Below are 18,850 nucleotides of genomic sequence, written 5' to 3'. Positions count from 1 at the left end.
CCCCCTTCACGCGGGCGCGGGCTTCGGGCGCGGGCTTCGAGCGCGGGTGAAGGGGGACGTTAGCTGACGGAGCGTCAGACGGCCAGGGGTGCGGGCTCCGCGCTGTCCGCCGGGGCCGTGGTGGTGTCCGCGGGCTTCGGCAGCGCCAGGTAGAGCAGGCCCGAGACGACGATCGTGACGATCCAGCCGAGCCCGTACTCACCGATGAAGTTGTTCGTGGCGAGCGGCCCGGTGAACCAGTCCGACGTGGTGAAGAGCAGCCCGGCGACGAGGCCGACGGCCCAGGCGGCGACGGCGGCGGGGGAGAAGCCGCCCTTGTGCCAGTAAGCGCTGGTGCGGGTGGTGTCGACGAGGGCGGCGGGATCGTAGTGCTTGCGCGTGAACATGTCCGCGCCGAAGACGCCGACCCACGCGGAGAACGCGACCGCGAGCAGCGACAGGAACGCGATGAACGAGCCCATGAAGCTGGTGGCGACGAGCATCAGGATGCCGCCGAAGACCAGCGAGATCAGCGCGTTGACCGAGACCGCCCAGTGGCGCGGGACCTTGAAACCGAGGGTCTGCGCGGTGAAACCGGCCGAGTACATCGACATGGCGTTGATCAGCAACATACCGACCAGGGCGATCAGCAGGTACGGCACCGCGATCCACAGCGGCAGGATCTCGCCGAGGAAGGAGACCGGGTCGGCCGCCGAGGCCAGGTCGGGCGTGGAGACCGCCATGACCGCGCCCATCAGGACCATCGGCAGGACGACGATGCCGGCGCCGCCGACCGAGTGCCCGACGATCGCCTTGGAGGAGGCGGTACGCGGCAGGTAGCGCGTGAAGTCGGGCGAGGCCGGGATCCAGCTGACGCCACCGGCGGCGATCAGGCCGATGCCCGCCACCATCAGGGACGTCTTGCCCGCGGGCTGGTCGAACACCTCGGACCAGTCGGTGTCGACGATCAGGAAGATCAGCACGAGCGCCGTGAACAGGCCGAACAGGTACGTCGCGTACTTGTTGCACTTCTGCACGGCGTTGATGCCGAGGCCCGAGATCGCGAACGTGGCGACCACGAAGCACAGCAGCGTGACGATGACCAGGAAGTCGTTCTGCTTGATGTCGAACAGGATGTCCAAGACGGTGAGCACGGCGTACGCGCCGGTCACCGCGTTGATCGTCTCCCAGCCCCAGCGCGCCACCCAGATGAGGGAACCGGGCAGCAGGTTGCCGCGCTGGCCGAAGACCGCGCGCGAGAGCGCCATGCCGGGGGCGCCGCCCCGCTTGCCCGAGATGCCGATCAGGCCGACGAGCCCGTACGACACGATCGGCGCCGCGATCGCCACGACGATGGCCTGCCAGAAGTTGAGCTTGTACGCCACGACGAGGCTCGCGCCCATCGTGAGCAACAGCACGCTGATGTTGGCCGCGACCCACGTCGGGAACAGCTCCCGGGTCTTGGCGGTGCGCTCGGCGTCGGGGACGGGCTCGATGCCGCGCGTCTCCAGGGCGCCTTCGGATTCGGCGGTCTTGCTCATGCGGTGGGGTTCCGTGCCTCTGTGGGGTGGGGCGGGGGCGCGAGCCTGCCGCAGGGACAGCGCCTGCCTCAGGGCTCGCGGAGTGAGAGATCGCGATGGACTCTACGCGCGTTGATGCGGCCTCTTCCATCGTAGTTTAGTCCGAGTAATACCTTGCGGAGACCTTTGTCCCTTGGAGGATGCGACGAGAGCGGCCCCGCCGGGGCCCCATGGCTGATACTGGACGGGTTATGGAAATCGTCATCCTTGCTGTAGTCATCGCCGTGGTCGTGATCGGCGCGCTCGGCGGGCTCGTGGTCGGCAGCCGCAAGAAGAAGCAGCTGCCTCCGCCGCCGCCCTCGGCGCCCGACATCACCACCGCCCCGCCCACCGAGCCGCACGTCGGCGACGAGGCCGAGACGCCGCGCGACGAAGCGCGGCGCACGATCGAGGAGGTCGACCTCCCGGTCGCCGAACCGGTCACCGAGGAGGTCGTCGAGGAGCCGGCCGCCCCGGCGGTCGAGGTGCCGGAGCCCACCGCGGGCCGCCTGGTACGCCTGCGCACCCGGCTCTCCCGCTCGCAGAACGCGCTCGGCAAGGGACTCCTCACCCTGCTGTCCCGCGAGCACCTCGACGAGGACACCTGGGAGGAGATCGAGGACACGCTGCTCACCGCCGACGTCGGCGTGCAGCCCACGCAGGAGCTGGTCGACCGGCTGCGCGAGCGCGTGAAGGTGCTCGGCACCCGCACCCCCGAGGAGCTGCGGGCGCTGCTGCGCGAGGAGCTCCTGACGCTGCTCGTTCCCGAGTTCGACCGCACGGTCAAGACCGACTCGAACCTGGACACGCCGGGCATCGTGATGGTCGTGGGTGTCAACGGCACCGGCAAGACCACGACGACCGGCAAGCTCGCGCGTGTGCTCGTCGCCGACGGCAAGAACGTGATGCTCGGCGCGGCCGACACGTTCCGCGCCGCCGCCGCGGATCAGCTGCAGACGTGGGGCGAGCGGGTCGGCGCCAAGACGGTGCGCGGGCCCGAGGGCGGCGACCCGGCGTCCATCGCGTTCGACGCCGTCAAGGAGGGCATCGCCGCGGGCGCCGACGTCGTGCTCATCGACACCGCCGGCCGTCTGCACACCAAGACCGGCCTGATGGACGAGCTCGGCAAGGTCAAGCGCGTCGTGGAGAAGCACGCGCCGGTCGACGAGGTGCTGCTCGTCCTCGACGCCACGACCGGGCAGAACGGTCTGGTGCAGGCGCGCGTCTTCGCCGAGGTCGTCGACATCACCGGCATCGTGCTGACCAAGCTGGACGGTACGGCCAAGGGCGGCATCGTCGTCGCGGTCCAGCGCGAGCTGGGCGTGCCGGTCAAGCTGATCGGTCTCGGCGAGGGTCCTGACGACCTGGCGCCGTTCGAGCCCGAGGCGTTCGTGGACGCGCTGATCGGGGAGTAGCCCGGACAGAGCCGAAAAGGGGGCTGGGAAGGTGCGAGCACCTTCCCAGCCCTCTTTCTCACGTCCAGGCGGCGGTGTCCGCTACGCGCAGGGCGAGCGATGCGCCACGTACGCCAGCGTCCCCAGGAGCAGTCGCGCCTGCGGCGGCTGCGTCGCCGTGTCCAGGGACGGGGCGCGCAGCCAGGTCGCCGGGCCGAGGCCCGCGCGGTCGGAGGGCGGGGCGGTGATGTACGCGCCGGGGCCGAGCGCGTGCAGGTCGAGCGCCGCGTCGTCCCAGCCCGTGCGGTAGAGCAGCGAGGGCAGTTGGGCGGCGGCGCCCGGTGCCACGAAGAAGTGGGCGCGGCCCTCAGGGGTGGCGATCACCGGGCCGAGCGGCACACCCATCCGCTCCAGGCGGATCAGGGCGCGACGGCCCGCGGCCTCGGGGACGTCGATGATGTCGAACGCGCGGCCGACCGGGAGCAGGACCGACGCGCCGGGGAACCGCCCCCACGCCTCGGTCACCTGGTCGAGCGTGGCCCCGGCCGGGACCACCGCGGCCGGGTCGAGCGGGTGCGCGCCGGGCGCCCGGCAGTCCGCCCTGCCGCAGGAGCAGTGGGGTCCCGCCGCCCGCGCGCCGGGCACCACGTCCCAGCCCCACAGTCCGGTGAACTCCGCCACCGTGGTGCAGGTCGAAGCGCGGCCGGACGTGCGGCCGCGGCGACGTGACCCGGTGCGCATCTCGCGAATGCCGCCGATCGTGAAGCCCATGCCCCCTCCAACGGGTACAGCGCGCCGGTGGTTACGTGACGGAATCGGATCGTGACCCAGTGTGCGCGAGACGCCTGGTCGGGGCGGCGGTGAGTCGCGTCCGGGGTGGTGCGCCCGGCTTCGCGCGCCCTCGCGCACTCCGTTTCGCCGACTTCCGGTTGTCCTATGTCAAGTGAATCGCGTGTGGCGGCCCTTGAGTTCATTCGAAGGGGTGGCGAATGGTGGCGTTTCCCTGTTCGCCCTCGCCGGAGGGGTGATCGTAGGATTACTTTCAGTACACGGACTCTCGGGGTACATGCACCCGTGGGTATGCCGCGGGCAAGTCGCTTTCCTGTTCGACGAGTGACAACTGGCGGACGGGAAGCCGTAGTTGACGGCATTCTGATAGGGCTTGCGGGTAGGGCTCGCGGGTAGGGCTTGGAGAAGCGGCCGACAGGACGTGGCGTTGAGTTGAGTGCCTTAGACGGTTCAAGGGATGGGGGCGTTCCAGTGGGCGGCAGCGGCGGAAGCGTGACGAACGCTGAGAAGCGCCCGAACGAACTGCTCGGCTCGTGGTTCGTGCGCAGCGGCTGGTCCAAGGGCGAGCTGGCGCGTCAAGTGAACCGGCGGGCCCGGCAGTTGGGTGCGAACCACATCTCCACCGACACCTCGCGTGTGCGGCGTTGGCTCGACGGGGAGAACCCGCGCGAGCCGATCCCACGCATCCTCAGCGAGTTGTTCTCGGAGCGGTTCGGCTGTGTGGTCGCCGTCGAGGACCTCGGGCTGCGCGCCGCGCACCAGGCGCCCTCGGTCTCCGGCGTCGACCTGCCGTGGACCGGGCCGCAGACCGTCGCGCTCATCGGCGAGTTCTCGCGCAGCGACCTGATGCTGGCCCGCCGCGGCTTCCTCGGCAGCTCCCTCGCGCTCGCCGCGGGCCCCTCGCTGATCGAGCCCATGCAGCGCTGGCTCGTGCCCGGGCCCAGCGGCGCCGCCTCGGGACCCGAACCCGACGCCATGGCGCAGCGCCGCGGGAACCGGCTGTCGCGCCCCGAGCTCGACCTGCTCGAGTCCACCACCGTCATGTTCCGCCAGTGGGACGCCCAGTGCGGTGGCGGTCTGCGCCGCAAGGCGGTCGTCGGGCAGCTGCACGAGGTGACCGACCTCCTCCAGGAGCCGCAGCCCGAGGCCACCACGAAACGGCTGTTCAAGGTCGCCGCCGAACTCGCCGAGCTGGCCGGCTGGATGAGTTACGACGTCGGCCTGCAGCCCACCGCGCAGAAGTACTTCGTGCTCGCCCTGCACGCCGCCAAGGAAGCGGGCGACAAGCCGCTCGGCTCGTACATCCTGTCCAGCATGAGCCGCCAGATGATCCACCTCGGCCGCCCCGAGGACGCCCTGGAACTCATCCACCTCGCCCAGTACGGCAGTCGCGACTGCGCCAGTCCGCGCACCCAGGCCATGCTGTATGCGATGGAGGCCCGCGCGTACGCGAACATGGGCCAGCCCGGCAAGTGCAAGCGGGCCGTGCGGATGGCCGAGGACACCTTCGCCGACGCCGACGAATGGGACGACCCGGACCCCGACTGGATCCGCTTCTTCTCCGAGGCGGAACTGCACGGCGAGAACAGCCACTCCTTCCGCGATCTCGCCTACGTGGCGGGGCGCAGCCCCACCTACGCGTCCATGGCCGAGCCGGTGATGCAGCAGGCCGTCGAACTGTTCGGCAAGGACTTCGAGCACCAGCGTTCGTACGCGCTGAACCTGATCGGCATGGCCACGGTGCACCTGCTCCAGAAGGAGCCCGAGCAGGCCACGGTCATGGCGGACCAGGCCCTCGGCATCGCCAAGAAGGTCCGCTCCGAGCGCGTCAACACCCGTATCCGCAAGACCGTGGACACCGCGGTCCGGGACTTCGGGGACACCGCCGAAGTCATCGAGCTGACCGAGAAGCTGGCCGTCCAGCTGCCCGAGACCGTCGAAGCCGCGGTCTGACACCCACACACGCCGGCCGCGGCCGACCGTCCCCGTAACAGCCCGACTCGGCTCCCCCATGCCAGGTCACCGGAGACGGAAGACCGCGGCCGGTTCGCCGTGCCGCCACTTCATGCAGGCGTAACACCCACGACCTCTTCGTCACTGCGTCGAAACATCGAGGGGCCCCCGCCGAAACCGCGCTGGGCCAGAGTCTGGCGCATAACCGGCCCACCCCTCATGCCCGACTCCAGGCTTCGCCCGCACGGGGCCGTACCGACGACGAGGAGACGCCGATGGCACCTGCCGCCATCACGCTCGCCGCAGAAGCGCCGCAACTCTCTGCCGCGAACACAGGCTTCATGCTGATCTGTTCCGCCCTGGTGATGCTCATGACGCCGGGTCTCGCCTTCTTCTACGGAGGCATGGTCCGCGTCAAGAGCACCTTGAACATGCTGATGATGAGCTTCATCAGCCTCGGGATCGTCACGATCCTGTGGGTGCTGTACGGCTTCTCGATCGCGTTCGGCACCGACAAGGGGTCACTGTTCGGCTGGGACGGTGACTTCGTCGGCCTCAGCGGGATCGGCCTGACCCAGCTCTGGGACGGCTACACGATCCCCGTCTACGTCTTCGCCGTCTTCCAGCTGATGTTCGCCATCATCACGCCCGCCCTGATCAGCGGCGCCCTCGCGGACCGCGTGAAGTTCACCGCCTGGGCCCTCTTCATCACGCTGTGGGCCACGATCGTGTACTTCCCGGTCGCCCACTGGGTCTGGGGCACCGGCGGCTGGGCCTTCGACCTCGGCGTCATCGACTTCGCGGGCGGCACGGCCGTGCACATCAACGCGGGCGCCGCGGCGCTCGGCGTCATCCTCGTCATCGGCAAGCGCGTCGGCTTCAAGAAGGACCCGATGCGGCCCCACTCGCTGCCCTGGACGATGCTCGGCGCCGGTCTCCTCTGGTTCGGCTGGTTCGGGTTCAACGCCGGATCGTGGCTCGGCAACGACGACGGCGTCGGCGCGCTGATGTTCGTCAACACGCAGGTCGCCACCGCCGCCGCCATGCTCGCCTGGCTGCTCTACGAGAAGATCCGCCACGGTGCGTTCACCTCCCTGGGTGCCGCCTCCGGCGCCGTCGCCGGACTCGTCGCCGTCACCCCCTCCGGTGGTGCGATCTCGCCGCTCGGGGCGATCGCCGTCGGCGCCGTCGCCGGTGTGCTGTGCGCCATGGCCGTCGGCCTCAAGTACAAGTTCGGCTACGACGACTCCCTCGACGTCGTCGGCGTCCACCTGGTCGGCGGCATCGTCGGCTCCCTGCTCATCGGCTTCTTCGCCACGGGCGGCGGCCAGTCCGACGCCCAGGGCCTCTTCTACGGCGGCGGCCTCACCCAGTTCTGGAAGCAGTGCGCCGGTGTCGGCGGTGTCCTCGCCTACTCGCTCATCGTCTCCGCGCTCCTCGCCCTGCTGATCGACAAGACGCTGGGCATGCGGGTCAGTGAGGACGACGAGGTGTCGGGCATCGACCAGGTCGAGCACGCCGAGACCGCCTACGACTTCACCGGCGCGGGCGGCGGCTCCATCGCCCGCACCGCCGTGCCGGCCCCGCCCGCCGCGCAGGCTGCCCAGAACACGAAGAAGGTGGACGCATGAAGCTCATCACCGCGGTCGTCAAGCCGCACCGGCTCGACGAGATCAAGGAGGCCCTCCAGGCCTTCGGCGTCCAGGGCCTGACCGTGACCGAGGCCAGCGGCTACGGCCGCCAGCGCGGCCACACCGAGGTCTACCGCGGCGCCGAGTACACCGTCGACCTCGTACCCAAGATCCGGATCGAGGTCCTGGTCGAGGACGACGACGCCGAGCAGCTGCTCGAAGTCGTCGTGAAGGCCGCGCGCACCGGCAAGATCGGCGACGGCAAGGTCTGGGCGGTCCCCGTCGAGACAGCGATCCGCGTCCGGACCGGAGAGCGCGGGCCGGACGCGCTCTGACCGAGGCGACACAGCACAGGACGGGAGCCGCCGGGTGGCGAGTGTGAACGACGCAGGAACAGAAGCAGCGGACGACCGACCCAGCGGTTACGCGGCGGCCCGGCTGCGCCTCCTCCAGGAAGGGGCGCGGTCCGGGCCGCCGCGCCGTACCGCCCTCGCCGAGCTGACGGACGACTGGCTGACCCGGCTGTTCGGTCCCGGAACGCCGGGCGGCGGGGTCTCCCTCATCGCCGTCGGCGGCTACGGGCGCGGCGAACTCTCCCCGCGCAGCGACCTCGACCTGCTGCTCCTGCACGACGGCTCGGCCGACCCGGGCGCGGTCGCCGCACTCGCCGACCGCATCTGGTACCCGGTGTGGGACCTCGGCCTCGCCCTCGACCACTCCGTGCGCACCCCGGCCGAAGCGCGCAAGACCGCGGGCGACGACCTCAAGGTGCAGCTCGGGCTGCTCGACGCCCGCCACCTCGCCGGGGATCTCGGCCTCACCGCGGGACTGCGCACCGCCGTCCTCGCCGACTGGCGCAACCAGGCGCCCAAACGCCTTCCCGAGCTGCGCGAACTGTGCGAGGAGCGCGCCGCACGCCAGGGCGAGCTGCAGTACCTTCTCGAACCCGATCTGAAAGAGGCGCGGGGCGGGCTGCGGGACGCCACCGCGCTGCGGGCCGTCGCCGCGTCCTGGCTGGCCGACGCGCCGCGCGAAGGCCTCGCGGACGCGCGCCGCCGCCTGCTCGACGTACGAGACGCCCTGCACCTCGCGACCGGCCGCGCCACCGACCGCCTCGCCCTGCAGGAACAGGACCAGGTCGCCGCGGAACTCGGCCTCCTCGACGCCGACGTCCTGCTGCGGCAGGTGTACGAGGCGGCCCGCACGGTGTCGTACGCCAGCGACGTGACCTGGCGCGAGGTCGGCCGGGTGCTCAAGTCCCGCTCGGTACGTCCCCGGCTGCGGGCCATGCTGGGCGGCGGCAAGTCCGCGCCCGTGGAGCGCTCGCCGCTCGCCGAGGGCGTCGTCGAGATGGACGGCGAGGCGGTCCTCGCGCGCGCGGCCCGGCCCGAACGGGACCCGGTGCTGCCGCTCCGTGCCGCCGCCGCGGCGGCCCAGGCCGGTCTTCCGCTGTCGCTGCACGCGGTCCGGCGGATGGCCGCCGCGACCAGGCCGCTCCCCACCCCGTGGCCCGCCGAGGCCCGCGAACAGCTCGTCACGCTGCTCGGCGCGGGCCGCACGACCGTCGACGTGTGGGAGGCCCTCGAGGCCGAGGGGCTGATCACGCGGCTGCTGCCCGACTGGGAGCGGGTCCGGTGCCGCCCGCAGCGCAACGCCGTCCACACCTGGACCGTCGACCGGCACCTCGTCGAGACCGCGGTCCGCGCCTCCGAGCTGACCCGCCGCGTCGGCCGGCCCGACCTGCTGCTCGTCGCCGCGCTGCTGCACGACATCGGCAAGGGCTGGCCCGGCGACCACTCGGTGGCGGGCGAGGTCATCGCGCGGGACGTCGCGGCGCGGATCGGCTTCGACCGGACCGACGTCGCCGTCCTCGCCACCCTCGTCCGGCACCACCTGCTGCTCGTCGAGACCGCCACCCGGCGCGACCTGGAGGACCCGGCGACCGTACGCGGCGTCGCGGACGCGGTCGGCTCGCAGGGCACGCTGGAGCTGCTGCACGCGCTGACGGAGGCCGACGCGCTCGCCACCGGCCCCGCCGCCTGGTCGTCCTGGCGCGGATCCCTCGTGTCCGACCTGGTCAAACGGGTCTCCGCGTTGCTGGCGGGGGCCGCCCCCGCCGACCCGGACGCCTCCGACATCGAGGAGCCCACCGCCGAGCAGGAGCGGCTCGCCCTTGAGGCGTTCCGTACGGGCGGCCCGGTGCTCTCGCTGCGCACGCAGACGGAGCCGGTGGCGCCCCCGGTGGCAAAGGAGAAGGCCGAGGAGCAGGCGGCGGAGCACGCTGCGGAGCACGCGGCGGAGCCGAGTACACCGGAACCGCTCGGTGTGGAGCTGCTGATCGCGGTGCCGGACCAGTCGGGTGTGCTCCCCGCCGTGTCGGGTGTCCTCGCGATGCACCGGCTGACGGTGCGCACGGCGGAGCTGCGCTCGCTGTCGCTGCCGGACGAATGGCGTCAGGAGCCGGGGGAGGGCGGCTCGCCCCAGGGCCCGACGGTCCTGCTGCTCAACTGGCGGGTCGCCGCCGAGTACGGCTCGCTCCCGCAGGCCGCCCGGCTCCGCGCAGACCTCGTCCGCGCCCTCGACGGCTCGCTCGACATCGCGGCGCGGCTCGCCGAGCGGGACGCGGCCTACCCGCGGCGGCGCGGCACGGTGGCGCCCCCGCCCCGCGTCACCGTCGCGTCGGCGGGCTCCCGCCTCGCGACGGTCATCGAGGTACGGGCCCAGGACGCGCCAGGTCTGCTGCATCGCATCGGGCGCGCGTTCGAGACCTCCGGCGTACGGGTACGCTCCGCGCACGTCTCGACGCTGGGCGCGAACGCGGTGGACGCCTTCTACGTCACCGGGCTCCAGGGCGCGCCCCTGCCGTCGGAGGAGGCGGTGACGGTGGCGCGGACGGTCGAGAAGGCGCTGCAGACGGACACGGGGAGCGGCGGCTGAGCCGGGGCGCTCCTGCTCGGCGCGGGCAGAGGAAGCCCCGGGTTCGGCGGGCCGCCGCGCGGCCTGGGGTGCCACGGGGGCGGCGGGCGGTCGAGCGGGGGCCTGGGCCGGCCCGGCTCGCTTTGAGCCGGCCTGCCGCGTCTCGGCTCGCTTCGGTTCGGCCTGCCTCGGCCTGGCTCGCTTTGGTCCGGCCCGTTTCGGTTCGGCCCGTTCCGGTCCGGCCTGTTTCGGTTCGGCTCGCTTCCGTTCGGTCGTGTTCGGCTCCGGCGACGGGACGGCGGCGTACATAGGGAGAGCCCGAGGCGCACGCTCGCCGCGGCGAAACGTGCCCTTACCACCCGCCACTCCTCGGCGTCCCCGACGGGGCGCTGACCCAATGCGTCGCGGCAGATACCCTGGAAGGCCACCTGTCCGTAGAGCCACCCGACCCGAGGATTCGCGACCGCCGTGTTCGACACTCTTTCCGATCGCCTCGCAGCGACATTCAAGAATCTCCGCGGCAAGGGTCGCCTCAGCGAGGCGGACATCGACGCCACGGCGCGCGAGATCCGGATCGCCCTCCTTGAGGCCGATGTGGCACTGCCCGTCGTCCGCGCCTTCATCAAGCAGATCAAGGAGCGGGCGGCCGGTGCCGAGGTCTCCCAGGCGCTGAACCCCGCCCAGCAGGTCATCAAGATCGTCAACGAGGAGCTCATCGGCATCCTCGGCGGCGAGACCCGCCGGCTGCGCTTCGCCAAGACCGGGCCGACCGTGATCATGCTCGCGGGTCTGCAGGGTGCCGGTAAGACGACCCTCGCGGGCAAGCTCGGCCACTGGCTCAAGTCCCAGGGCCACTCGCCGCTCCTCGTCGCCTGCGACCTGCAGCGCCCGAACGCCGTGAACCAGCTCAGCGTCGTCGCCGAGCGCGCCGGCGTCGGCATCTACGCCCCCGAGCCGGGCAACGGCGTGGGCGACCCGGTCAAGGTCGCCAAGGACTCCATCGAGTACGCGAAGTCGAAGGTCTTCGACGTCGTCATCGTCGACACCGCCGGCCGCCTGGGCATCGACCAGGAGCTGATGCAGCAGGCCGCGGACATCCGCGACGCGGTCTCGCCGGACGAGGTCCTGTTCGTCGTCGACGCGATGATCGGTCAGGACGCGGTCAACACCGCCGAGGCATTCCGCGACGGCGTCGGCTTCGACGGCGTCGTCCTCTCGAAGCTCGACGGTGACGCGCGCGGTGGTGCGGCGCTTTCGATCGCCCACGTGACCGGCCGCCAGATCATGTTCGCCTCCAACGGCGAGAAGCTGGACGACTTCGACGCGTTCCACCCGGACCGCATGGCGTCCCGCATCCTCGGCATGGGCGACATGCTCACGCTGATCGAGAAGGCCGAGCAGACCTTCTCGCAGCAAGAGGCCGAGAAGATGGCCTCGAAGCTGGCCTCCAAGAAGGGCCAGGACTTCACGCTCGACGACTTCCTGGCGCAGATGGAGCAGGTCAGGAAGATGGGCTCCATCTCCAAGCTGCTCGGCATGCTGCCGGGCATGGCGCAGATGAAGGACCAGATCAACAACCTCGACGAGCGCGACGTCGACCGCACCGCCGCCATCATCAAGTCGATGACCCCGGCCGAGCGGGCCGACGCCTCGATCATCAACGGCTCGCGCCGCGCGCGTATCGCCAAGGGCTCCGGCGTGGAGGTCAGCGCGGTCAAGAACCTCGTCGAGCGGTTCTTCGAGGCCCGCAAGATGATGTCCCGCATGGCCCAGGGCGGCGGCATGCCGGGGATGCCCGGTCTGCCCGGCATGGGCGGCGGCGGTGCCCGGCAGAAGAAGCAGGCGAAGAAGGCCAAGGGCAAGCAGCGCTCCGGCAACCCGATGAAGCGCAAGCAGCAGGAGCAGGAGGAGGCCGCCCGGCGTGCCGCCGCCGCCGAGGCGGGCGGCGCGCTCGGCCTGCCCGGCGCCGATCAGCAGGGCGGCAAGGACTTCGAACTGCCCGACGAGTTCAAGAAGTTCATGGGCTGACGTCATGGACCGGTGACCTTTCCGTACGCGGAGGGGAGAGGGGCGCTCGCTGCTGCGGGCGCCCCTCACCCCTGTACGGGGCCCATCTCGGGTCCCTTGTACGGGAGTCCCTTGTACGGGGTCTACGAAGATCCGTACGGAGGTGTCAGGCGGCCCGCGTCGAGGCCGCCCGTATCTCCGTGCCGTTGGCCAGGCCCGCCGGGTCGAGGCCCAGGGCCGCCGCGGCGGTGGCGCCCACGTCGGCCAGGCTCGTCGCGTCCGGCATCAGTTCGGTGCCTTGCGCCTCGGGGCGGTGGATGAGCACCGGCACGTACTCGCGCGTGTGGAAGGCGTGCCCGATCGTCGGGTCGTTGCCGTGGTCCCCGGTGACGATCAGCCGGTCGCCGGGCTCGGAGAGCAAGGAGACGAGCGCCGCGAGGCCCGCGTCGACCTGTTCCAGGATCCGTCCGTACCGCTCGGTGTCCTGCTGGTGGCCCGCGAGGTCGGACTCCTGCACGTTCGCCACGACCAGCGCGTCCCCGTCGGCCCGCACCGCTTCGAGCGTGTGCGCGAGGACCTCGGCCGTGTCCACGGCGGGCCGCCGCACGGCCGCCTCGCAGGCCAGGATGTCCGCCGCCTTGCCGACGAGCGTCACCGGGACACCGGCCCGCGCCGCCAGGTCCGGCAACTGGCGGGTGTGGTCGAGCTCGGCGCCGAGGTGCTGCACCTGGAGCCCGCCGTTGCGGTAGAAGCCGGACGCCGGGGTGTCCAGGCCGACCGTGCCGCCGTCGCCCGCGCGCACGAACGCGTCCAGCGACTCCTGCGCGTGGCCGCCGACCGCGATGACTCTGGCGACCGGGGCGACCGCCCGCACCGCACGGGCGATGGCGAGGATCCCGGCGAAGTCGACGTCCTCCAGGCGGCCCGACGCGTTCCAGTTGATCCCCGGGTCCGCCTCCAGGTTGTCGTGCACGAGCACCGTGCCGTCCACGATCAGCAGGGGCTTGCCGTCGAGCGGTTCGACCTTGTGTCCCGCCTTCGTGAGCGCCCTGGTCACCTCGTCGAGGTGCTCGGCGAGCCGCGCCACCGTCACCCGGCTGAAGTCCGCGCCCATCATCGTCTGGTGCCCCGCGAACGTGTCCGCCCCCGGATAACCGAGCGCGACCCTCCCCACCGCCACCGGCAGATGCGTGCGCCGGGCCAGGTCGGGGTGCGGGTGGACCAGGCCGAGGCCGAGCGCGCCGAGCACGGGCAGCCGCAGCGGCCTGCCGAACGCCTCCCGGCACCGGTCGAGGACGTGCCCGCAGGTGTCCGCCGAGAGATCGCCGGGGCGCAGGGCCCCGGCGTCCGCCATCGCGCCGACGCCGAACCCGTCCACCACCACGATCACGGTCTTGCTCATGAGACGGCCTTTCCTTGTGCGTCGTACAGCCCGACCAGACGCGGCGTGCCGGTCGAGAGGCCGGCCACCACCGCGACCGTCGAGCGCGTCACGAAGATCTGGGTGCGGAACGCCAGCAGCGCGGTGTCGCCCGCCCGTACGTCCGCGCCGGGCTCCGGGGCGTCGAGCAGCCGGTAGTAGTCGATGTTCTGCGCGGGCGCGTCCTGCACGGGAAGGCGCAGGCCCGTGCGGGGGAGCAGCGCCGACGTGATGTGGGAACGCGCGTAGAAACCGCCGCCGAAGACCGCGGGCCTGCCGTCGGCGAGGGTGTGCGCGACCTCGGTGACGTAGACGTACGCGGGCTGCTCGGGCTGGCCGAGGTCGCGCGCGTGCAGCGGGGTGGTGCCGGTGAGGGAGTGACCGGGCTCGCCGTGTGTGGCGCCCAGCTCGGCGAGGAGCGGGAGCGTCGCCACGGAGGTGGCGCTGGGCGCGCTGAGCTTGAGGTCCTCGTGTCCGCGCGTCGCCAATATGTGGCGTGCCTTGAGCGCGATCTCGAAGTTCGGCGTGGGCGCGGGCAGGCCCGTGACCGGGTCGCACAGCACGCACGGGAACGCCGTGACGCCCGCGATCCGTACCCCGGGCAGCCGCTCCACCGCCGCCGCGAACTCCTCGATGGCGGCGAGCGGGACCCCGCCCTCCTGCCCCGGGTAGACGGACCCCTCCGCGCCTTCGAGACGGACCATCACGTCCTGGACGAAGCCGAGCCGCAGTGCGGCCTCGGACACGGCCCGCGCGTTCGCCACGTCGTACACGGTCACCGTCTCCGGCCGCCACGCCAGCATCTCGGGCAGCGCCCGGTGCGGGATCTGGACCAGGTGCCCGAGGTTGCCCGCCCGCGCGCCGGCCGCGTGCAGCGTGCGGGCCTCCGGCGGGTCGATCGCGGCGTACTTCGGAATGTGCCGGGCGATGGCCCTGATCAGCTCGGGGTTGCGGCCGAGCTGCTTCACGACGAACCAGAGGTCCAGGCCGAGCCGCTCGGCCTCCGCGGCGAGCAGTGCCGCGTTCCCCTCGATCGCGTCCAGGTCCATCACGTAGGTGTCCGGCGGGATCGCGCCGCGCCGGTGGAGATCGGTCGCCGCGTCGATCAGCGCGGGGTTGCGGGCGAGCAGGCTGTCGAGGAACACGGTCGGTCAGTCCTTGCTGAGTTCGTGGAGTGAGCGGCGCAGGACGGAGACGACCAGATCGGCACCTGCCCGCATCGGGTTGATCCGGACCGTCCAGTCGGCGAGCTCCGGGGCGTCGTCGAGGGAGGAGCTGGACATGCGGTAGAAGAGCGGCGCGATCTCGTACCGCGAGTTGGAGCCCACCGGGTAGGGGGCCGCCCCGAACTTCGCGGCGACGGCGGGCAGCTCGCGCGCGACGGGCCGGTCGAGCCGCACGAGGAGACAGCGGTCCTGCGCGTTGGCGACGCGCACCTCGGTGACGCCCGGTACCTCGCCCGCCGCGAGACGCTCGGCGACCTCCGCGCCGACTCTCGACTGGAGCGCCCACATCACCGGTACGTGCGTGAGCGCGCGCAGCGCGTCGAGCGCCTGGTGGCCCTGGACCTGGCCGCCGCCCGAGTAGTTGTCCGCGCGGACGTGCCCCACCAGGTCACGGGCGCCCACCACCGCGCCCACGCCCTCCGGGCCGTGCAGCTTGAAGAGGGAGAAGCAGGACGCGTCGGCGCCCAGCTCGACACCGGCCGCCGGAACCCGGAACACCGCGTAGTTGTCGTCGACGACGGTGCGCACCCCGGCCTCCCGGCAGGCGGCCAGGACCTCGCCCGGGTCGTAGGAGTCCCCGAGCCGCTGGCGCGTGTGCTGCATGTACGCCCAGCGGAACCGGCCGGAGCCGAGGGCGGCGCGCAGCGCGTCCAGGTCGTTGAAGTCGACCTCGTGGGTCCGTACCCCGAGGCCGCGCAGGGTGACCTCGGTGGTGCGGTAGACGGGCGCCCGGTGGATGAGCAGCGGATCGCCCGCGCTCACCGCCGCGCTCAGCGCCGCGCGGATGGCGCCGGTGCCCGCGCCCTGCACGAGGGCGGCGTCCTCGGCGCCGAAGTAGTCGGCCAGCACGGCCTCCACCTGGGCGGTCGTCCTGGGCCGTCCGAGGCCGGGCACCACGCCGGCGTCCGCGGAGAACAGCTCGGCGCCCTGGAAGTGCGAGGCCGTGCATTCGAGGAGCTGGAACTGCCGTGCCGCGGCTTCCTCCAGGGGGACGGTGGCGAGCGGGTAGGTCACCGGGAGGTCCGGTACCGCGGGTGCGTTCGGTCGGGGCATGGTCAGATCTCCTCCGTGCTCGCACCGGTCAGGAAGCGCAACGGGTTGCGCCGCGTCATCAGGTCGATCAGGTCGTCGTCCACCCCGGCGGCCCGCAGCCGCGGCAGGAACGAGCGGAACAGATGCCCGTAGCCCTGGCCGCCCTCCGCCTCCAGATACGCGTGCCGGGAGATGTCGCAGCTGAGCAGGGCCCGGTCGGCGTACCCCGCCTCGATGAGGCCGAGCAGGAGGCGCAGCCGGGTCTCGTCGCTCTGGTAGCTCTCCTTTCCGACGGTGTCGAAGGCGACGTACGCGCCGCTCGCCGCCAGCTCCTTGTGCACACCCGGGTCGTCCAGAAGGTCCTGGTGGCCGACGGAGACGCGGTGCGCGGGCAGCCCCTCCGAACTGAGCAGCTCCAGCTGGGCGAGGCCGCCGCGCCCGAGCTGGGCGTGCGTGGCGACGGACAGCCCCGTGGCGACGGCGGCCCTGGCGGCGGCGCGCAGCGAACGGGCCTCCGGCTCGCTCGGCACGTCCCCGTGACTGCCGACCTCGCCGAGAACGCCGGGCCGGATGCCGCTGGGGCCGAAGCCGCCCTCGATCTCGCCCACGAGGCTCTCCGTGAGCTGCTCCACGCTCGCCTCCGCCACCTCCGGCGTGTGGAACGGCTCGTAGTACCAGCCGGTCGCCGCGACGACCGCGACCCCTGTCTCCCGGGCGAGCGCGGCGAGTGCGTGCGGATCGCGCCCCATGCCGCGGCAGGTCAGCTCTATGACGAGGGAGAGGTCGAACGCGTCGCGCAGCGCCGCGAGTTCGGCGGCGACGGCGGGGCCGTGCCGCCCGGTGTCGAGCACGGCACCGCCGTCGCCCTCGCGGTCCAGGTTCAGGACGAGGTGCTCGTGGGCGAGAGCGGGGCCGCGGACGGCTTCGTAGGAAAGGGGTCCCGTGACGGTGTGGAGGGTGGTGGTGGACATGATGGGTGTTCCTTTCCGGCGAACTGGCCCCGGCGGGCCGAACTGGCCCCGGCGGACCGGGTGGTGCGGTCGGCCTCGGTCGTGGCCCGGTCACCCCCTCAACGACTCGCGTTCCGCGAAAGTTTCACGGAGAGTGACCGAATCTGGGGTGAGTTTCACGGAACGTAGGATTCCGCGGAGATCGGAGACCGGAGACCGGAGACCGGAGACCGGGGACCGGAGAGCGGATCACGACGGGCCGGGCGTTCACGCCTTGATCGGCGTGAACAGGTCGAGCCAGTACAGGATGTTGAGCAGGATTCCGCCGACGATCACGGCCGCGGGCGCCGCCGCCATCCGCACGACGGGCCGTCCCATCGCCTCGTTCAGCAGGTAGAGGCCGCCGACGACGAGGATGCCGAGCCCGGCACCCATCGCGTTCGCCGCCATCAGCGAGCCGAACAGGATGGCCAGTTGAAGCGTGTCGCTGATCGCGCTGCGCAGGTGCTCCGACGAGTCGCGCACGCTCGGCAGCTTGCCGAGGAACCTGCCGATGTAGGACAGGGCGAGGACCTCGGCGGCGAAGACGAGAGCGCCCACGACGGCCGCGAGGAACGGGTTCGGCAGCAGGTACCCGATGGGGTAGACGAGCGTGAAGCCCGCGATGCCGTACGCGCCGGAGGCCAGGGCCGTCGTCGCGATCAGCGGGATGAAGCCGAACACCCGGTAGAAGTCGACCTGGGCCGCTTCCCCGTACTGCCCCTTGGCGATCAGGAAGCTGGTCGCCTCGCCGCCGCCGAATATGTGCATCTGGGCCAGGACGCAGACGCCCGCGCCGAGCACCATGAACAGCGGCAGATACCGGCGAAGGCGCGCGGCGCTCGCGCTGAACAGGGATGCCATGGGGTCGTCGCCGGGGGCGATCTCCTCGACGGCGTTCGCCCGGTCCGCCTTGCGCTGCTTGAGGTCCTTGGCGATCGCGAGGCCGATCAGCATCAGGACACCGACGGCCATGGCGAGGGCGCCCGCGAAGATGTTCGGCCACAGCTTCATCGTCATGACGACGAGGGCGAGTTCGAGGACGCCCGCGACGCCGCCCCACTTGCGCCCGAACTGCTTGCTGATGGCGAGCACCGGGAACAGCGTGAACAGGAACAGGATCGGCGTCGACATCTGCTGCATCGCGGTCAGGAAGTCGACGGGCAGGTCGTGCGCCAGGTTGTTGGCGCCGTTCAGGCCGAAGACGACGACCGCGCCCCAGGCCGCGCCCAGGATCGGCGCGAGCCACTTCTTGGGCGAGAGGATGCCCAGGATGTCGGTGGGCAGGAACACCAGCCACGGGTTGAGGACGCCCGTGGACAGGGCCATGGGCGCGCCGAGGCCGAAGATGAACCCGGCCGACAGGCCGAACGAGACCGCCGTGGTGGCGCTGCGGGTGGACCGCCCCTGGATGAAGTCGAGCATGAAGGGGCGCACACCGTCGTTGAAGACGGCGAGGGCCATGTGCGAGATGAACGCGGTCAGCGCGCACAGGGCGATCACGGTGAGCTGCTGCGCGAGGCTGAAGTCGAGGTTGGCACCTGCGGCGATGACGGTGCCCGTGGCTGTGTTCATGGTGTGTCCTACGCGGCTACGAGCGAGCCGCGATCGCCCGCGCGAGCAGCGGGGCGATCCGGTCGATCTGGTCCATGGAGAAGCCGAACACCTTCTTGCCGTCGGCAAGGAGGGCGCCGACCTCCTCCTCGGTCGGTACGCCACGCCCGAAGGTGTGACAGGCGGGCTGTCCCATCAGGCCGACGAGCACGCCGAGGGAGGCGCCCGCGCCGGTGTGGCAGGTGCCCAGGAAGTAGTCGGCCTGTCCGGCGCGCAGCTTCATCGCCGCGTCCATGTCGCTGGAGACGGTGACCTCGACGCCGTCGAGGCCGAGGCCCTTGACCGTGTCGGCCACTTCGACCTTGCCGACGCCACCGGTGAGGATCTTCGTCATGTCTGGT

The 18,850-nt window shown here is 71.7% G+C and carries 14 protein-coding genes; 6 read left to right on the top strand and 8 right to left on the bottom strand.

The window, feature by feature from the left end:
- Positions 1-74: 74 nt before the first annotated feature.
- Positions 75-1,520: a cytosine permease gene (locus C1N81_RS16990; protein ID WP_394429992.1), complete on the bottom strand. Its 1,446-nt coding sequence runs from the start codon at positions 1,518-1,520 to the stop codon at positions 75-77.
- A 230-nt stretch (positions 1,521-1,750) separates the two neighbouring features.
- Between C1N81_RS16990 and ftsY the strand changes: the two genes are divergently transcribed.
- On the top strand, positions 1,751-2,953 hold the full coding sequence (ftsY, locus tag C1N81_RS16985; RefSeq protein WP_394429990.1) for a signal recognition particle-docking protein FtsY: 1,203 nt from the start codon (positions 1,751-1,753) through the stop codon (positions 2,951-2,953).
- 81 nt (positions 2,954-3,034) lie between these two features.
- On the opposite strand, the gene C1N81_RS16980 is transcribed toward ftsY, so the two are convergent.
- Positions 3,035-3,703 (bottom strand): bifunctional DNA primase/polymerase, encoded by a 669-nt coding sequence (locus tag C1N81_RS16980; protein ID WP_394429988.1) that lies wholly within the window; start codon positions 3,701-3,703, stop codon positions 3,035-3,037.
- A gap of 489 nt (positions 3,704-4,192) precedes the next feature.
- Between C1N81_RS16980 and C1N81_RS16975 the strand changes: the two genes are divergently transcribed.
- The 5 genes from C1N81_RS16975 (at position 4,193) to ffh (ending at position 12,249) form a co-directional block, all read left to right on the top strand.
- Positions 4,193-5,674, top strand: a complete 1,482-nt coding sequence (locus C1N81_RS16975) for a transcriptional repressor NsdA (RefSeq protein ID WP_394429986.1) — start codon at positions 4,193-4,195, stop codon at positions 5,672-5,674.
- 275 nt (positions 5,675-5,949) lie between these two features.
- Positions 5,950-7,305, top strand: coding sequence for an ammonium transporter (locus C1N81_RS16970; RefSeq protein ID WP_394429984.1), 1,356 nt, complete (start codon positions 5,950-5,952; stop codon positions 7,303-7,305).
- The gene (locus C1N81_RS16965; RefSeq protein WP_361065033.1) at positions 7,302-7,640 is read left to right on the top strand and encodes a P-II family nitrogen regulator; all 339 of its coding nucleotides are present in this window, start codon (positions 7,302-7,304) and stop codon (positions 7,638-7,640) included. The genes C1N81_RS16970 and C1N81_RS16965 overlap by 4 nt, the downstream gene beginning before the upstream one ends.
- 43 nt (positions 7,641-7,683) lie before the next feature.
- Positions 7,684-10,242 carry a [protein-PII] uridylyltransferase gene (locus C1N81_RS16960; protein WP_394429982.1) on the top strand — a complete coding sequence of 853 codons (2,559 nt, stop codon included), beginning with the start codon at positions 7,684-7,686 and terminating at the stop codon, positions 10,240-10,242.
- A 447-nt stretch (positions 10,243-10,689) separates the two neighbouring features.
- The gene (gene ffh, locus C1N81_RS16955; protein WP_394429980.1) at positions 10,690-12,249 is read left to right on the top strand and encodes a signal recognition particle protein; all 1,560 of its coding nucleotides are present in this window, start codon (positions 10,690-10,692) and stop codon (positions 12,247-12,249) included.
- A gap of 145 nt (positions 12,250-12,394) precedes the next feature.
- Here the strand turns inward: ffh and C1N81_RS16950 are convergent, their stop codons facing one another.
- From C1N81_RS16950 to C1N81_RS16925, 6 genes are all read right to left on the bottom strand, one after another.
- Positions 12,395-13,630: a phosphopentomutase gene (locus tag C1N81_RS16950; RefSeq protein WP_394429979.1), complete on the bottom strand. Its 1,236-nt coding sequence runs from the start codon at positions 13,628-13,630 to the stop codon at positions 12,395-12,397.
- On the bottom strand, positions 13,627-14,793 hold the full coding sequence (locus C1N81_RS16945; RefSeq protein WP_394429977.1) for an alanine racemase: 1,167 nt from the start codon (positions 14,791-14,793) through the stop codon (positions 13,627-13,629). The genes C1N81_RS16950 and C1N81_RS16945 overlap by 4 nt, the downstream gene beginning before the upstream one ends.
- 6 nt (positions 14,794-14,799) lie before the next feature.
- Entirely contained in the window at positions 14,800-15,927 is a 1,128-nt protein-coding gene (locus C1N81_RS16940) for an aminotransferase class V-fold PLP-dependent enzyme (protein ID WP_394429975.1), read from the bottom strand.
- A 2-nt stretch (positions 15,928-15,929) separates the two neighbouring features.
- Positions 15,930-16,877, bottom strand: a complete 948-nt coding sequence (locus C1N81_RS16935) for a phosphotriesterase family protein (RefSeq protein ID WP_394429973.1) — start codon at positions 16,875-16,877, stop codon at positions 15,930-15,932.
- Between the two features lie 246 nt (positions 16,878-17,123).
- A complete protein-coding gene (locus tag C1N81_RS16930; RefSeq protein ID WP_394429971.1) occupies positions 17,124-18,470 on the bottom strand; it encodes a YhfT family protein in 1,347 nt (448 codons plus the stop codon).
- A 16-nt stretch (positions 18,471-18,486) separates the two neighbouring features.
- Complete coding sequence (locus C1N81_RS16925; protein ID WP_394429969.1) at positions 18,487-18,843, bottom strand: DUF2620 domain-containing protein; 357 nt, start codon at positions 18,841-18,843, stop codon at positions 18,487-18,489.
- Positions 18,844-18,850 lie beyond the last annotated feature (7 nt).

The sequence above is a fragment of the Streptomyces sp. SGAir0957 genome (genome assembly GCF_043523415.1).
The sequence above is the reverse complement of the archived record's forward strand: the minus strand, read 5'-3'. Positions and strand labels throughout refer to the sequence as shown.

Coding starts and splice junctions, on each gene's coding strand:
- C1N81_RS16990 (WP_394429992.1), bottom strand. CDS start 1,520: ATGAGCAAGACCGCCGAATCCGAAGGCGCCCTGGAGACGCGCGGCATC.
- ftsY (WP_394429990.1), top strand. CDS start 1,751: ATGGAAATCGTCATCCTTGCTGTAGTCATCGCCGTGGTCGTGATCGGC.
- C1N81_RS16980 (WP_394429988.1), bottom strand. CDS start 3,703: ATGGGCTTCACGATCGGCGGCATTCGCGAGATGCGCACCGGGTCACGT.
- C1N81_RS16970 (WP_394429984.1), top strand. CDS start 5,950: ATGGCACCTGCCGCCATCACGCTCGCCGCAGAAGCGCCGCAACTCTCT.
- C1N81_RS16965 (WP_361065033.1), top strand. CDS start 7,302: ATGAAGCTCATCACCGCGGTCGTCAAGCCGCACCGGCTCGACGAGATC.
- C1N81_RS16950 (WP_394429979.1), bottom strand. CDS start 13,630: ATGAGCAAGACCGTGATCGTGGTGGTGGACGGGTTCGGCGTCGGCGCG.
- C1N81_RS16940 (WP_394429975.1), bottom strand. CDS start 15,927: ATGCCCCGACCGAACGCACCCGCGGTACCGGACCTCCCGGTGACCTAC.
- C1N81_RS16935 (WP_394429973.1), bottom strand. CDS start 16,877: ATGTCCACCACCACCCTCCACACCGTCACGGGACCCCTTTCCTACGAA.
- C1N81_RS16930 (WP_394429971.1), bottom strand. CDS start 18,470: ATGAACACAGCCACGGGCACCGTCATCGCCGCAGGTGCCAACCTCGAC.
- C1N81_RS16925 (WP_394429969.1), bottom strand. CDS start 18,843: ATGACGAAGATCCTCACCGGTGGCGTCGGCAAGGTCGAAGTGGCCGAC.